The sequence below is a fragment of the Acanthopleuribacter pedis genome, assembly GCF_017377855.1.
In the GTDB taxonomy this organism is placed as follows: Bacteria; Acidobacteriota; Holophagae; order Acanthopleuribacterales; family Acanthopleuribacteraceae; genus Acanthopleuribacter; species Acanthopleuribacter pedis.
Genome location: NZ_JAFREP010000051.1, coordinates 1 through 14,870, shown reverse-complemented (window position 1 = coordinate 14,870; position 14,870 = coordinate 1). Strand labels below are relative to the sequence as shown.

At 59.0% G+C, this 14,870-nt stretch carries 12 protein-coding genes and 1 CRISPR repeat array; of the genes, 9 read left to right on the top strand and 3 right to left on the bottom strand.

The genetic code is table 11. The features are described 5' to 3' along the window. The first annotated feature begins 46 nt into the window (after positions 1 to 46). Together J3U88_RS32065 and J3U88_RS32060 are read left to right on the top strand one after the other, a co-directional pair. A complete protein-coding gene (locus J3U88_RS32065) occupies positions 47 to 1,717 on the top strand; it encodes a tetratricopeptide repeat protein (RefSeq protein WP_207863114.1) in 1,671 nt (556 codons plus the stop codon). Further along, the gene (locus tag J3U88_RS32060) at positions 1,656 to 1,862 is read left to right on the top strand and encodes a hypothetical protein (RefSeq protein ID WP_207863113.1); all 207 of its coding nucleotides are present in this window, start codon (positions 1,656 to 1,658) and stop codon (positions 1,860 to 1,862) included. The genes J3U88_RS32065 and J3U88_RS32060 overlap by 62 nt, the downstream gene beginning before the upstream one ends. Before the next feature lie 325 nt (positions 1,863 to 2,187). Here J3U88_RS32060 and gap read toward each other — a convergent pair whose 3' ends face one another. Further along, the gene (gene gap, locus J3U88_RS32055; protein ID WP_207863112.1) at positions 2,188 to 3,186 is read right to left on the bottom strand and encodes a type I glyceraldehyde-3-phosphate dehydrogenase; all 999 of its coding nucleotides are present in this window, start codon (positions 3,184 to 3,186) and stop codon (positions 2,188 to 2,190) included. Between the two features lie 314 nt (positions 3,187 to 3,500). Continuing rightward, entirely contained in the window at positions 3,501 to 3,971 is a 471-nt protein-coding gene (locus J3U88_RS32050; protein WP_207863111.1) for a thioredoxin family protein, read from the bottom strand. 324 nt (positions 3,972 to 4,295) lie between these two features. On the opposite strand from J3U88_RS32050, the gene pckA reads away from it, so the two are divergent. The 6 genes from pckA (at position 4,296) to J3U88_RS32020 (ending at position 12,770) form a co-directional block, all read left to right on the top strand. Next, positions 4,296 to 5,870 carry a phosphoenolpyruvate carboxykinase (ATP) gene (pckA, locus tag J3U88_RS32045; RefSeq protein ID WP_207863110.1) on the top strand — a complete coding sequence of 525 codons (1,575 nt, stop codon included), beginning with the start codon at positions 4,296 to 4,298 and terminating at the stop codon, positions 5,868 to 5,870. 345 nt (positions 5,871 to 6,215) lie between these two features. After that, a complete protein-coding gene (grxC, locus tag J3U88_RS32040) occupies positions 6,216 to 6,494 on the top strand; it encodes a glutaredoxin 3 (RefSeq protein WP_207863109.1) in 279 nt (92 codons plus the stop codon). Positions 6,495 to 6,776: 282 nt separating this feature from the next. Further along, positions 6,777 to 10,253 carry a flagellar hook-length control protein FliK gene (fliK, locus tag J3U88_RS32035; protein WP_207863108.1) on the top strand — a complete coding sequence of 1,159 codons (3,477 nt, stop codon included), beginning with the start codon at positions 6,777 to 6,779 and terminating at the stop codon, positions 10,251 to 10,253. Between the two features lie 115 nt (positions 10,254 to 10,368). Then, complete coding sequence (locus J3U88_RS32030; RefSeq protein ID WP_207863107.1) at positions 10,369 to 10,758, top strand: DUF2237 family protein; 390 nt, start codon at positions 10,369 to 10,371, stop codon at positions 10,756 to 10,758. Further along, positions 10,755 to 12,245: an NAD-dependent epimerase/dehydratase family protein gene (locus J3U88_RS32025; RefSeq protein ID WP_207863106.1), complete on the top strand. Its 1,491-nt coding sequence runs from the start codon at positions 10,755 to 10,757 to the stop codon at positions 12,243 to 12,245. The genes J3U88_RS32030 and J3U88_RS32025 overlap by 4 nt, the downstream gene beginning before the upstream one ends. A 21-nt stretch (positions 12,246 to 12,266) precedes the next feature. Then, entirely contained in the window at positions 12,267 to 12,770 is a 504-nt protein-coding gene (locus tag J3U88_RS32020) for an RDD family protein (protein WP_207863105.1), read from the top strand. 20 nt (positions 12,771 to 12,790) lie between these two features. Here J3U88_RS32020 and J3U88_RS32015 read toward each other — a convergent pair whose 3' ends face one another. Further along, positions 12,791 to 13,276, bottom strand: a complete 486-nt coding sequence (locus tag J3U88_RS32015) for a hypothetical protein (RefSeq protein WP_207863104.1) — start codon at positions 13,274 to 13,276, stop codon at positions 12,791 to 12,793. Between the two features lie 238 nt (positions 13,277 to 13,514). Here J3U88_RS32015 and J3U88_RS32010 point away from each other — a divergent pair, with 238 nt between their 5' ends. Then, complete coding sequence (locus tag J3U88_RS32010) at positions 13,515 to 13,994, top strand: type III secretion system chaperone (RefSeq protein WP_207863103.1); 480 nt, start codon at positions 13,515 to 13,517, stop codon at positions 13,992 to 13,994. A 437-nt stretch (positions 13,995 to 14,431) separates the two neighbouring features. Then, a CRISPR array of direct repeats spans positions 14,432 to 14,814; the repeat unit is 37 nt; unit sequence GTCGCAACGCCCCTCGGGTCGTTGCGCGGATGGAAAC. Between the last annotated feature and the right edge of the window lie 56 nt (positions 14,815 to 14,870).

Sequence of the window (14,870 nt, the reverse complement as noted above, 5' to 3'; positions counted from 1 at the left end):
GTAAACGTTTTGGCACCGGATGGGTTGTTTTTGTAAGGTTGTTCTTTTGAGCAGAAAGTTTGATGTTCGAATCGGTTTAATGCAGCTTGAATACATGGCTGTTTATGATACGGGTGCGATCCTGAGGTATTGGGAAGACTGTCCGAAAGACAAGATTTCCGTCGCGCAAAAATACGAAATTCGGCGACGGCGCGGTTCGTTGCAGACCATGCTTGGTCGCTACATCGAAAAAAGACGGAGCGCGGTCTTTCGCGAATTGGGAAAGCGGGAAGGACGGGACCAACTACCCGCCGAACTCAATCCGCTGTATCGCCCGTTGTTGACCCTGTCGTTTGCCCGCAACAAGCAGCGCAAGGTGTGGTCGGGTGCCCAGTTAATGTACTTGGCCGCGCTGGATTTGGACGATCCGGCTTACCCCTGTAAATACGATTTGCGCGGCATCACCGTGCTGCACGGCTACATTTGCGATTACCTCGAAAAGCAGGATCCCGATGCGCTGTTCCAGGGTAAGGATGCCGAGGTTTTGCCCCTGAAAATTCCGCCGCCCTCCGCGTCGGATCCGTGGCCGGAGACGGCGGATGCGGTTCCTGATTCGGTCCCGGTCGACGACCCCGTTGCGGCCGAGGCCTCGGTGGAAGTCACGACGCCGCGGCCGCCGGCGGCGACCTCGCCCTCGCCCGAACGGGGCTTGTCCGATCCCGCGCCCTCGTGGTGGAACGGGGACTGGGCCGGTTTGTTCCGCCGCCTTGCGCACGGGCACCCGCGCCGACGGCGTGTCATGAGCTCCGCCGCGTTGGTTGTCTTTGCCTTCGGCTTGTTTCATTTCGGTCCGGCCGACGGTTGGCAGGTCTTTCAACAGACGTGGTGGCGCGGCCCTGCAACGGTGCAACCTCGGATAATTGACGACCATGACTTCGATGCGCTGAACCAGTTGGCCGCCTTCCTTTGGCGGGAGGCGCAAAAACGCCATAACAGCCTGGACGAGCTGGTTGTGATTGCCGATCCCTTGCTCCAGTGTCGCTGGCACAGCGATCAGTCCCGCGCCTTGTTGATCCTAAGCCAGGCCGCGCAAATGCGGGGCGATTACGAGCGGGCCGTGGGTTTCGCGCACAAAGCGCTGCCCTTGTTCCCGCAAATGAGAACGCCGATGCCCAACGACCACCGGCTCGCCTACCTCTACCAGGGCACGGCGCACTTGTTTCTGGGCGAACCGGGTGCGGCCCGTGCGGCGCTTGAATCGGCTCGGCGGGTTCGCGGTGCTTACCAACACGGCGCCGCCTTGGATCATCTCGAAAGTTTGCTCCTCTTCATGGAGGGGCGCCGCGAACCGGCGATTCACCTGCTTGAGCAAAACCTGCTCGGCTGTCGTGACGACGTCGGCGTGAGTTTGCGCAATACCTTGTCCTTGTTCTTGGCCGTTGACGGCGATTTGGAACAAAGCGCGGCTTACCGTTTGGAGGCCCGGCTTCTGAATCGCACCATCCAAAACGAATTTGAGGCGTCTCGAAACCTGCTGAGCGAATGGATCTGGACCCTCAAAACGGGTCGTTCCGGCCCGCAAACCCAACACCTTGTGCCCGCGGACGATTCCGGTTTTCGAAGCAACCTACGTCTGTTGGCACCGTACCTCGATTTCGAAACCCTAGGAGACCCCCATGGACATTACCTTAAGCCAGGCGCTGAATCAGCCGGTGCAAACCTTACCCCCAACCCATAATTCCGCGAACCAAGGTGCTGAATCAGCGCCGAGCGCGCTTTTCGCCGACACGGACAGTGTCGAAATTTCAGCCGCCGCCCAATCTCAAATCGAAGACGACAGCGTGGGTCAACCCCCGCCTTCCGATCCCGGCGGCCGCCCCTAAAACAGCGCGGCCGGGTGAAGCGTACAGCAACCAAAAAAGGCCAAACAAGCCGTCGACCGGCATGGACCCATCCAGTCGAACCAAAAAAGCGCCCGATCCCCCGGCGGGAATCGGGCGCTTCCGTTGGTGGAACCATGTCCGCGCGCTTGCCACAAAAGGCGCCTAAAAAACCAACCCCGATAAAAGCAAGCGAACTCAGGTGGACCCAATCATCCGTGGGCGGAAAAGGAAAAACCAAGCAGGCAAAGCCAATCGCCAATCCCAAAAACAAAAAAGCCCGACCCCAAACGGGAATCGGGCTTTTCCTAGCTTCAAACCGTCCTAATTACATGTTGGACAGTTTTAGCATCAGGTCAACCATGCGGTTGCTGTAGCCGTACTCGTTGTCGTACCAGCTCACGATTTTGACGAAGTTGCCGTCGAGAACCTGGGTCAGTTGGCTGTCGAAAACCGAGCTGTGCGGATTGCCGATGATGTCGCCGGAAACGACCGGATCGGTTTCGTAGGAGAGAATGCCCTTGAGGGGACCCTCGGCCGCTTTTTTAAAGGCCGCATTCACTTCTTCCGCGTTGGTTTTTTTGCCAACCTGAACCACCATGTCGACCACGGAACCGTCGGGTACGGGGACGCGGTAGGCCATGCCGTCGAGTTTGCCGTTCAGTTCGGGGATCACCTTGCCGACCGCCGCGGCGGCGCCGGTGCTGGTGGGAATGACGTTGAGCGCGGCGGCACGGGAGCGGCGCCAGTCGCTGTGGGGCATGTCCATCAAGCGTTGGTCGTTGGTGTAGGCGTGAATGGTGTTGATGAAACCTTTCTCGATACCAAAGGCCTCGTGGAGAACCTTGGCGAGGGGTGCGGCGCAGTTGGTGGTGCAACTGGCGTTGGATACCAGTTTCTCTTTGCCGGTCAGGACCGCGTCATTGACACCCAAGACAACGGTGGCGTCCAGGGCGTCCTTGGGCGGTACCGAGAGCAGGACGCGTTTGGCGCCGCCGCGCAGGTGCGGCTCAATTTGCGCGCGTTTGCGGAAAATACCGGTTGATTCGATCACGAAATCCACATTCAGGGACGCCCAATCGATTTCGGCGGGGTCCTTGATGGCGGTCACGCGGGCTTTGAACTTGGGGGTAATCAGTTGGTCCCCTTCCGCGACGACGCCTTCCATGCGGCCGAAAATGGAATCATATTTGAGGGCGTAGGCCAATTGTTCAGGGCTGGTAAGGTCGTTAATCGCAACCAGTTCGATGTCGTCACGCTCGGAAATGATGCGCGTAACCGTTCTACCAATTCGTCCGAAACCGTTAATTGCAATTCGAATAGTCATGTCTTGCCTCCTGTGAGCCTTCTGTACGATGCTGCACCGTGGTTTGTGGCTTCTGCAAACGCCCCATGAAAGAAGCGCCGACTGATTGAGGCTGAACCGCCGCGGCGAACGCGAGAGATGTGGCTCTGACGTCGTTCCGGGGTGTCCGACGTGGGTTGGGTTCGGTCACGTTGCGGTCGCGTTTGGCCGTGTCAAAACACGGAACATGCCGACCGGAGGGTCGGGGGTTGCTGCGACCGGTATCGCGGTTCAGTTTTGAATCAGCGGGTTCATGGGAATCGAAGCTCGAAGTCTAGCACAGGGGGCGGCCCACGTCATCGGGTCTCGCCGTTCGCGGTCTTCTTTTTCACCAAAACCTCATCGAGCTGTTCGAGGAACAGGGAGGGGTCGTCGACGGCTGTTAATTGGGTCACCAGTTGTCCCTCGCCGTCAAGCACCAACATCGAGGGAATCCCGCGGATGCCGAATTCCTTGCGCAGCGCGAGCCCGGATTCGGATTCAAAATCAACCCGGGTGAATTGGTAGTTTTCCAAAATGGTGTCTTTGACCCGTTGTTCGGTCAGCACCGCCTCGTCGAAATGGCGGCAGCTGGGACACCAGTCCGCGGAGACGGCGGCAAGCACCAAGCGGTTGTTTTCCTTGGCCGCGGTGAGGGTGTCGGTCAGAGGTGCGGCGGGCAGTCCGGTTTCGGCAAAGGCGCGGCGACCAAGATAGCTCTGTACCTCGACGTTCACAAAATAGGCCCCGATACCGAGCAACGCATAAATAAGGATGCGGACTTTCATACTTTTCGACCTCTGGTAATTTTGTGGTTTTGTACCTTGGTTTGGTTCGGCCTGTCAACGACGCCGACCCGAGCTCGTTTCCGATAACCCTGGCAAGCAGGGATGGTAGCGCGGAAAAATCCAAAAGCACCGCGCCTTGGTTCGTCGGCCCAAATGACTGGACGGTGGCGGCATGTCCGTTGCCGTCTAATTTTGGACGCCTTCTCTTGTACGCGATGTTATAATCCAAAGTTTTGTGTGGAAACAGTCCGGGGGGTAGCGGTTTCGGCCGTTGCGGCGATTTGCCGTCTGTTCACATAACAAATAAATGTTAAAGGGGATTCCATGTCTGAGACCTACGGCTTGGATCAATTAGGCCTAAAACCGGCAACCGTCCACCGCAATCTACCGGTTGAGAAGTTGGTAGAGCACACCTTGCTGAATGGTGAAGGTGTGATGGGGAAAAACGGTGCCACCATGTGCAAAACCGGTAAATTCACGGGACGTTCACCCAAGGACAAGTACATTGTCGACGAGGGCGAAGCTTCCGAGAACGTCTGGTGGGGTCCGGTAAACCAAAAAGTATCTGAAGCGGTTTTTGACAAACTGTACGCCCGTGTTCAAGAGCATTACGCGGGCCAAAACGCGTACCTGTTCGACGGTCACTGCGGTGCCGACCACGATTTTGCGCTTCCCATTCGCATCGTGACCCGTAAAGCCTGGCATGCCCATTTCGTCAACAACATGTTCTTGCGTCCTTCCCCTGAAGTTTTGGCGGCCCACAAACCCGCCTTTACCATTATTAATGCATGCGATATCACCGCCGAGGACTACAAAGAGCTGGGTCTGAACAGCGAAGTGTTTGTCATGTTCCACCTCTCGCGTGGTATCGCCATCATCGGCGGCACCATGTATGCCGGTGAAATGAAAAAAGGTATTTTCAGTGTCATGAACTACCGCCTGCCTTTGAACGGCACGCTTTCCATGCACTGCTCCGCCAACATGGGCCCCGACGGCGACACCGCCCTGTTCTTCGGCCTGTCCGGCACCGGTAAAACCACGCTGAGCGCCGACCCGCATCGCGAGTTGATCGGCGACGACGAGCACGGCTGGTCTGATAACGGCATCTTCAACTTCGAGGGCGGTTGTTACGCCAAGTGTATCGACCTCTCCGAGGAAAAAGAGCCGGATATCTACCACGCCATCCGCTTCGGCGCCCTTTTGGAAAACTGTGTGTACGATGAGGAAACCCGTCAGGTCGATTTCAGTGACAAATCAATCACCGAAAACACCCGTGTCTCCTATCCCATCTACCACATCGACAACGCGCTGGAGCCCAGCGTCGGCGGTCACCCCAAAACCATCATTTTCTTGACCTGCGACGCCTTTGGTGTGCTGCCGCCCGTCAGCAAGCTGACGCCCGGCCAAGCGATGTACCACTTTATTTCCGGTTACACCGCCAAAGTCGCCGGCACCGAGCGCGGCGTGACCGAGCCGCAAGCCACCTTCTCAAGCTGCTTCGGCGAGCCGTTCCTGCCGCTGCACCCCACCCAATACGCCAAGCTGTTGGGTGAGAAAATGGAGCGTCACGGCGCCAAGGCTTATTTGGTCAACACCGGTTGGACCGGCGGCGCGTACGGCGTGGGTCACCGCATCGACCTGCCCTCGACCCGTGCCATCATTACCTCCATTTTGGAAGGGCACATCGAAGAGTCGGCTTGCAAAGAAGATCCGCACTTCGGTTTGTTGGTTCCCACCGAGCTGGAAGGCGTCGACAGCGCCATCCTCGATCCCAGCAACACCTGGGACGACAAGGCCGCCTACAAGGCTACCGCGCAAAAATTGGTCGGCTTGTTCAAGGACAACTTCAACAAGTACGCCGATACCTCAAGCGCGTTTGTTGAACACGGCCCTAAGTAAGCGGATTTAAAACACGGACATCCTAAGGGCGTCGGTCTCCCCGCGAGACCGGCGCCTTTTTCAATTAGGATGGATGCCGCGTCGTCGTCGCAGAATTCCTTGTAAGCGATGCGGGCTGGACGTGGTCGCGTTTTCCGTGTTTCTAAGTTATGGTTGGCTTCACGAAAAAAACCGGGTCGCACGGGTGATGGAAGAAAAAAGCAACCGCCGTTGTTGCACCTTCCAACAGAACAAGCCGTGGCCGACACGGCTTTGCCGGTCGCCGGGCGTGGCACGGATCAACAGGGGTTTCAACCGCAAGCAGATCCAACCGCCTTTCCCAACACCGGCCTTTTGGAGGATTGAATGAGTGATGTAAAAGCTGAAGTAGTCATGTACACGACGCCGTGGTGTCCCTATTGCACCGCGGCCAAGCGCCTGTTCAGCGCCAAAGGCGTGAGTTTCAAAGACGTGGACGTTTCCGGCGATCAGGCGATGCGTGCCAAGTTGGTAGAAATGAGTGGCGGGCGCACCACCGTTCCGCAGATTTTTATCAACGGTGCCCCGATCGGCGGGTTTGACGACATCAACGCCCTGGAACGCGGCAAAAAATTGGATGCACTGTTGGCCGTGGCGCCGGCGTAAAATGACCCTTATGCGGCAAGGCGGGTGAAATCACCGACAACAACCATGCACCCCGTTCCCATTACCCCACGGGCGATGGGAGACCGGGTCGCCGTGAAGGCGTGAAGCACCCTTCCTTGTCGCGTTCCTTCGACGAAAAAAAAAGCGATGTTCGGTAACCCTGCCGTGCATCGCTTTATTTTTTGCCGCGCCTCCCGCGGGCCTGTCTGAATCCTGCTTTTCTTCTCGCGCCCTTCCATCCTCGCTTGCGCTACAATGGTTTCATTCTCCTTGGAGTGGTACATGGCCATACCTTCGGCCCCTTGGCCCGAGCGACGCGCGATCAAGCTCGAGCCAGGCCGTGATTCGCAAGTGCAGGTTCAGCGCGGCAACGCCGGTTACGGGGTCCGCGTCGGTGAGCGTTTGGTCGGTTTTGCCGGCGAGCCCGTTCAAAGCGTGGCGCTTTCCTTTGACAGCGGGGCCATGCAAATCGAACTACAGGCTGCCGGCGGGCAGTCGCTTGGATCCGTACAAGTACCCAACGCCGCCGCGCTGAAGCAAAACAGCGAACTGCTGCGCGAGCACGGGGTGGTGTTCGGTGCCGACGACCAGGAACAGCTTGCCAACCTAATGCAGCTCAGCCTCAACGCCGGCGTGTCCCGTGGGGATATGGTTTTGCTCCTCGACGAAATTACCCACCGGGCGCCGGAAATCCAAGCGCCACAGACGATTAACATCGATTCGCTTTACCCGGAGCTGAAAATGAAAGTCGAACAGCTCGTCGGCGCCATGCCGGAGGAGATCCAACGTTTTGTGTTGCTGAGCAACCGCGACGCCATGCCCGACGCCGATTGGCAGGCGCTCCAACTGGTCAACAAGGTCGATCCGCGGTTGGATCCGGCGTTGTATCGCTTCTTAAGCGGCGAAGGTGCCTTGGATAACAGGGCCTTGCTGGAACTGCCCAAGGTGGCCGCCCGTGAACCCATGGCGCCGCCGCCGCTGAACGCGCAACTTCGGCTCAGCGCCTTTCTACAATTGCGCGATCTGTTGACCACACTGGAGCCGCCGCTCCAGGTCGCCGGCGGTCCGGCTTGGGTTCGCTTTACCCCGGACCTGGTTTCCCACTTCCTCAAAAACCTGGACTTGACCATTCCCAACTTTGCCGCCGCCGAGTCCTTCGACGAATTGGAGCGTCTGTTTTGGCTGGACCAAAGCCAAGCCGGTCCGAGTGAGAAGCGTTCCCCGCTGGCGCTGAAACTGTTACAAAACTTAGATGTCGGCAGCTTTCGCCGGCTCGGCGCGTTTTTGACCGGCCAACCCGGTGCCGTCTTTAACGGGGAAACCCGCGCCGAACTCGACTTTTTCCTCAAAAACATGCCGGACCAAGCCGCGGCCAACCGCTTGAGTACCCTCGACCCCAAGGCCCTTGCGCGGGTTGAACACCACCTGCGCAACCATGCCCCGCAAGCCCTGGCCGCGATGGAAGCGGCCCAATCCCAACAAAAAGCCACCGCTTTGTTGGCGCCGCAAAACGCGCAACGCCTGCAACAGATGCTCGACGCCTTCGCCGGGCGTTCGGCCGCCGATCAAACCGCTTTTTTTGTTTTGGACCGGCTCGACCCGGTCAAACAGGCCGGACTTTTTGATTTCTTTAACGGCGACCATCGCCTGGCAAAAATGACGCCCAGTCTGGAACGCGACCTCGACGCCTTCCTCAAAGCGGGCGATTTCCCACGCGTCAGCCAAGGCTTGGCCCAACTGAAAGCGGAACGCTTCGCCGCGCTCAGTGATTACCTGGCCCAGCACCATGCCGGGCTGAAACCCGAGGGTTTTTTTCCCGGCAACGGCGTCCTGCGCGCCGCGCTGCTCCCGAACGCCGCCGAGGCCCTTTCGCCCGCCGATGCCGATTACGCCGCCCGCCGCGCCCATTTTAAGGAAATGGAACCCCTCCTGCGCGGTGCCCCGGCCGAGGCCCTCGACCGCGAACTCACCAAACTGCTGCGCGGCCAACTCATCGATTTCAAACGCATCGCCATGATCGATCAAGCCTGGCAAGCAGAAGCCCTGACCCTGAGCATGATCGACGGCGGTTCCATCGAACCCAACGGCTTGAACCAACTGGTCGACCGCCTCAAAACCATGCGTTACCTGCTCACCCAGGACCGGCGCCAACCGCTTGAGAACATCCAATGGGATCTGTGGCGTCGTCCCGAGGTGCACCTGAGCGGTGGCGGCGAGGTGCCCTTGGAGACCCGGGTGCGCGGCGAGGAGTCCGGGTTCAGCCGGTATCTCTGGCTTGATCGCCACCTGGCCGAGGCGGGCACGGGCGAGGTGCCGCTTTTTGACGAAAATGAACGGGTTGCACGCATCGACCGCTTTCTCAATAGCTTGCGTCTTTCCGGCGGCGGCGAACGCCTGCTCCCCGTACTGCAACACAACCGCGCCTTGCTGCAAGAATTGGCCACCGTCGGTACCCAGGAACCCGCGCTGATGGTCGAACCCCTGACCGCCGCGGTCAACGGGATGGAAGCGGAGCAGGCCAACCAACGCATTGACCGTTTTTTGAAGCAGCACCTCTCTAAATACACCCGCGTCGCCATGTTGGACCAAACCTGGGAACTCAGCCGCTTGGCCGATGCCGCCGCGGCAGGCAAGATGGCGCCCGGCGACGCCGCCGGCGCCATGGCGCGCGGGTTACGCGATCTGATCGGCGTTTTGCAACAGGATGGCGAAAAAGCACCGGGTTGGCGCCTCTGGCAACGGGAACCCGAACCCGTTAAAGGGGAGCAAGACCCGCGCCCACGTTTGCAGGACCGGCTGATTCGCGAGGAAAAGGGCCTTTTCCGCTACCTCGCCATGGATCACTACCTGCCGGACCGCGACGAAAGCCTCGCCGAGCGCCTGCGTGAAATGGGTTGGATGCGCCGGCTTGAGCGCCTCTCCGAGCAGCTTGCGCGCTTGCGCGACGGCGATTTGGGGTCGCTGAATAAGTTGCTCGGCAAAAACAAAGCCCTGCTGGCCGAATTGGTGCGTTCCGCCTTGGAAGGGGAGACCCACGACTGGAACTTTCGCACCAAAAGCCCGCTCAATGGCTTGAAAGCACGCCAGTTCGAAACCTTTCGCGAGCAAATCCTCCAGGGGCAAAAACCCGATCCCGGCAACCTCTTCCAAGGCCCGTTTCTGCGATCCGAATTTGGCGAGCGCGCCGAAGAACTGCAAGCACGCGCCATGAAAAACATCGAACCCAAGTTTCGCGAGGCCCTGTCGCGTTTGGATGTCAATCAACAGGAAGCTTTGGCGCGGCTGGCGCAAATGGCCGGTTCCGACGCCGGCGATGTGGCCGCCCGTTTGTCGCAAACCCTCGAACTGGTGCGCGACTTCAACCAAATGCAAAACCTCAACGAGTCGCCGATGTACCTCAACCTGCCGCTGCGCTTCGGGGATCAAGACAGCGAAATGGAACTGGCGTTTATGCGGTTACCCGGCCGTCGCGCCAAACACCAATTCCTCGTGATCCTGCACCTCGATTTTCCCGTTTACGGCCATTTGCGTGTCGACGCGCTCAAGGACCGCAACCAACTGTTCGCCACTTTTTGGGTGGAAACCCCACGCATGCACCACCGCATCCTGGCCGACTTGCACGTGCTGGAGGACCAACTCGAGGCGCTGGGCATGGGCGAAACCGAACTCACCGTGAAGGTCGGACCCGAACGGGCGACCCGCTCCGTGGCCGAAATGATCAGCGAGGACGACGACAGCCGCCTCGACCTGTCGATTTAACCGGCCAACCACCCTCGTTTTCGGGAAACCGAGCATCCGCGTTTCTTAAGTTAAATCGCGACCCCGGTTTTTGTTATGATGCGTGGCGCGGAATCAAACCAGAGAGGGGACATCCATGCAACTTGCCGAGCGACGCAACGTTTTGGGCGGGGAACTCGCCACCTGCAGCAACAATCCAAGAACCGGCTTCTTTCGCAACGGCTGCTGCGATACCAACGACGCCGACCTGGGCGCCCACGTCGTTTGCGCCAAAATGACCGATGAATTTTTGACCTTTTCCAAGCAGGCCGGCAACGACCTGTCGACCCCCGTCCCCGAATACGGTTTTCCCGGCCTCCACGCCGGTGATTATTGGTGCATGTGCGCCTCCCGCTGGAAAGAAGCGCGCGACGCCGGCGTGATTGCACCCGTCAACATGGAAGCGACCCACGAACGGGTGCTGGAGTTGGTGCCCTTCGACGAGCTGTTGGCCTGCGCCGAAATCAAACCACGGGAAGCCGAATGACCGCTTCGGAGCAGCGACCTTGGCCGGACGGCTCGCCGCAACAGCCGATTACCGTCGCCATCGCCGGTGCCACCGGTTTAATCGGGACCCACGTCCGCAATTTACTGGAGCAGGACCCGCGCTTCCGGGTGGTGGTGCTGACCCGGTCACCGGCCCGCGCCGGCTCGTCCGAGGCCTTTGACGGCCGTGCCCGTTGGCGTCATTGCGATCTTTTTTCCCTGCACATCACGGAAGAGGCGCTGGCGGGCGTGGATGTCGCGGTTTACCTGGCCCACTCGATGTTGCCCTCCTCACGGTTGACCCAAGCCCGGTTTGTCGACCTCGATTTGATTCTGGTCGACAACTTCGCCCACGCCGCCGCCTCGGCCGGGGTGCGCCAGATCGTCCACATCTCCTCGCTGATTCCCGCGGGCGACACCCACGGCTCGGCCTACCTCGAACACAAAATCGAGGAAGAACAAACCATGGCGAGTTGCAGCGTGCCCGTGACCACCTTGCGCGCCGGCTTGATTTTGGGGCCGGGCGGATCCACCGCGCGTTTTCTCGTGAACCTGGTGCGCCGGCTGCCACTGCAGCTTTTGCCCGCTTGGTGCCAGGCGCCGACGCGGCCGATTGCCGCCGTGGATGTGGCCCGTGCCGTGGTGGCCGTAAGCGCCGAACCCGCTTATTTGGGTCAGACCTACGAGTTGGGTGGTCCCGATACCATGACCTTCGCCGAGATGCTGGAACGCGCCGCCTCGGTACTGTACAAGCGGCGCGTGTTTCTCAAGTTACCGGGTCGTTGGTCGCGCCTGTCGCGCCTGTGTTTGACCCTCTTCGGAAGCGCATCCAAGGCGCTGGCCGGCATGGTTGTCGACAGCCACGAACGCGCCGTGGTGCCGCAACCCAACCCCGTACTCGATGTGATTATGCCCGACGCCGTCCCTTTCGAAACCATGTTGCGCGAGTCGATCCAGCACGACGGCCGCGCCATGCCCAACCCGCGCCAGCCGCTGCGCCAAGCCGAGGCCGCGTTGCTCAAAGCGCGCAGCGAGGTGCGTTCGGTACAACGGCTGCGTCTGCCGCCGGGCCGCGACGCGGTCTGGGTCGCCCATCAGTACATGCGCTGGCTGCCGCGTTTTGGGTTCCCGTTCATCAAGGCCGACATCGGCCCCGACCGCCATGTCCAAATCCGCGTGCGCGGCATCAACGTGACCTTGCTGGAACTCAGTTTTTCCCCCGGGCACAGCACCCCCAACCGCCAAATCTTCCACATCACCGGCGGCGTGCTGGTACGGCCCAACACCGACGGTTGGCTGGGTCGGCTGGAGTTACGCGAGATTCTCGATCAGCGTTACGTGTTAACCGGCATCCACAACTTCCGCCCGGCCATGCCTTGGTACCTCTACAACCTGACCCAAGCCCAGGCCCACTTGTTTGCGATTCATTTGTTGGACCTGTTCCTCCAGCGCGCCTATGCCCAAGAAAAACGGCGCACCGCCGGCTAACGGGAAAAGCGAGGAACCCCCGTGCGCGAAGACCGCCGCCCCGCGTCACCGTACCATGCCCCGGAAACGGACCGCGACGACCTTAACATCGAAGACGGCGGCACCCGTGAACCCGACGTAACCGCCCGCCTGGCGAGCACGGGCCTGCGTTTCCTGCACGCCGTGGTCGACACCGCGCTGTGGGTGGTCACCTTCGCGATGCTCAAACGCTGGCTCATTTTCACCTTGCTGGTGCAAGGAATCGACCCCAACCCGGTCGTGACCGTGCTTTACGGGATGCCGCTGCTGACCCTTGCCCTGGAAATGTTCCTGTACTACCAGTTTTTCGAAGGTTTTTTCGGCCGCACCCCGGCCAAGTTCCTGACCCAAACCAAGGTGGTCCTCGCCGACGGCGGCCGGCTGACCTTTACCGCCGCGCTGAAACGAACCCTGCTGCGTTTCGTCCCATTCGAGGCGCTTTCGTTTGTGGCTTCGCTCACGGGTTGGCATGATCGCGGGTCCGGCACCCGCGTCATCAATTGTTGACGCGCAAAGGGGTTGCCGGGTTAGCCGGAAAAGGTATGTTGGGCTGCTTGGATCTGCGCCAACCATTGGTCCCGGTTTGCAGGGGATAGGTTTAATGCAAACCCTGTATTTGCCGGGTCTTCGCGGCAGTCGATGAGTTCCAAGCGATGCTGGTTTTGGTTCGCGGAGCCGTAGAGGCAAAAGCCGAGCGGCGATAAGTTGAGGAGATGTTTGTTTTCCATGGGCCGGCGCGTGGAAAGCCAGGAGACAAACGCGGGGAAAAAGTGGGGTATGTAAGCGTCACCAAGTGGGATAAACACCGCGTCATCAGGGGGTTTTGGATAAGAATCCAAGCTGCAATGTTCTTTTATGACCGCGGGGGTTGCGGCATGTACTAAGGGATCCGGCGTGGGTACCCAAAGCGAACAGCAGAGATGATCCGGGTAGCCGTAACCAAAACAAAAACGACCTTCGGCCGCCGCGAGTTGGTAAACGGTTTTGTCGGCAAAGGGTTCATGATGGTCCATGAATGCGCTCCTTATGGTGATGAGGCATGAGAGGGGGTGATCGTTTTTTCAGCAGCGAGAGCCCGCGTTAGTCTTTTATTCGTGATTTTGAAGTGTGTTGTTGAGGGCATTGGTGTAGCGGTGGTTTTTTTTTCGTCATTTTGGCGATTGGCGGCGTGTCTTAAGGTGAGACACCAGACGCAACCACACCTGCCGGCCGCTGGATGTCTCTCCCCACCATCACCTTAGGAGTACCTTCATGAAATCGCCGTTCCCTGTCATTCAATGCCTCGCTGAACTAGCCCGCGTTCATCATGCGGACCAACCGGTTTTTAACGAATTGGGATTTGCCCGAATTCCCACCGCCAACGGCCTGACCTTTGATTGTTTTGTGCCGCCCGAGGGGGGAGAGATGATCGTCTTTATCGTCATCGGGGAAATTCCCGCGGCCAAACGTGCCGGTATTTTGATTCATGCTTTGCGTGCCAACCTCCACCAAGATACCAACTTTGGCTCGGTGCTGGCCTACCACGAGGAACGCAACCTGTTGACCGTACAACAGACCTGGATGATCCATAGCCTCGAACCGGCTGTTTTTGTGAAAGCGATGGAGGCCATGAAGCAGGTGGCGGACCTTTGGCTGAACCGGATCGAACCGCATAACCGGGGCCTGGAAGGGAACAAGGTGAGCGCGTCGCTGCCTTTTTTCTCCGAGATGCGCGCGCTCCGAATTGCCTAAACCAGGTTCCCAAGGAACCGTCGCGCCCGCTAACCGCAAAGTTTGAGTTGACTGCCAACAAAGACCCTTTTTCGTGTCGGTAACCAAGGTTGTCGAACTTGGAGGAAAGGCGCGGAATGTTTGAAAGGTGCATGGCTGGGTTTTGCCTGGATTGTGCGTCGGGTTTATGATTGATTTTCGAGTGTGGTCCGCGACTTGACCGCGGGGCGCGAGCAGGGTGTCCTAATTTTGGTCGATGGCGTTGCGGTCTAAAACCCAGTCCGCGGATGCCAAGCAAACATAAAATCCCGGGACATCGGCGGATTTTGTAAGCGGTTTAAATTGAGCTGGTTGCGATGAATTAGCGAAAATTCGCTAGTTTTCAAAGGTGCCAAAAACAGACATCTGCGAAATCGGCCCCTTAACACCCTGGGAATAAGTATGTTAAAAAGGCTGCAGTCGCAACGGCCTTCGGGTCGTTGCGCGGATTGAAACGCTTATTAATTGCACAAACTCTGCACTGTGCCGTCGCAACGGCCTTCGGGTCGTTGCGCGGATTGAAACACCGCCGTTGTCGGGGCGGACCTTTTCAGGCGGTCGCAACGGCCTTCGGGTCGTTGCGCGGATTGAAACAAGAGCCGTATTTCTAATGCTTTCGCGGTCGGGTCGCAACGCCCCTCGGGTCGTTGCGCGGATGGAAACTTTTTCAATCTCTTTAAAGATAATCTGGCGAAGTCGCAACGCCCCTCGGGTCGTTGCGCGGATGGAAACCCGCTTGCTGAAGCGTAAAGTTTAGTTTTAGGGGTCGCAACGCCCCTCGGGTCGTTGCGCGGATGGAAACTAAGTTCGGTTACGCCGTCTTCGCCTACAATAGGTCGCAACGCCCCTCGGGTCGTT

Bases quoted from the DNA above. Each gene is read 5' to 3' on its own strand.
- J3U88_RS32060 (WP_207863113.1), top strand. From the start codon at position 1,656: ATGGACATTACCTTAAGCCAGGCGCTGAATCAGCCGGTGCAAACCTTA.
- gap (WP_207863112.1), bottom strand. From the start codon at position 3,186: ATGACTATTCGAATTGCAATTAACGGTTTCGGACGAATTGGTAGAACG.
- J3U88_RS32050 (WP_207863111.1), bottom strand. From the start codon at position 3,971: ATGAAAGTCCGCATCCTTATTTATGCGTTGCTCGGTATCGGGGCCTAT.
- pckA (WP_207863110.1), top strand. From the start codon at position 4,296: ATGTCTGAGACCTACGGCTTGGATCAATTAGGCCTAAAACCGGCAACC.
- grxC (WP_207863109.1), top strand. From the start codon at position 6,216: ATGAGTGATGTAAAAGCTGAAGTAGTCATGTACACGACGCCGTGGTGT.
- fliK (WP_207863108.1), top strand. From the start codon at position 6,777: ATGGCCATACCTTCGGCCCCTTGGCCCGAGCGACGCGCGATCAAGCTC.
- J3U88_RS32030 (WP_207863107.1), top strand. From the start codon at position 10,369: ATGCAACTTGCCGAGCGACGCAACGTTTTGGGCGGGGAACTCGCCACC.
- J3U88_RS32025 (WP_207863106.1), top strand. From the start codon at position 10,755: ATGACCGCTTCGGAGCAGCGACCTTGGCCGGACGGCTCGCCGCAACAG.
- J3U88_RS32015 (WP_207863104.1), bottom strand. From the start codon at position 13,276: ATGGACCATCATGAACCCTTTGCCGACAAAACCGTTTACCAACTCGCG.
- J3U88_RS32010 (WP_207863103.1), top strand. From the start codon at position 13,515: ATGAAATCGCCGTTCCCTGTCATTCAATGCCTCGCTGAACTAGCCCGC.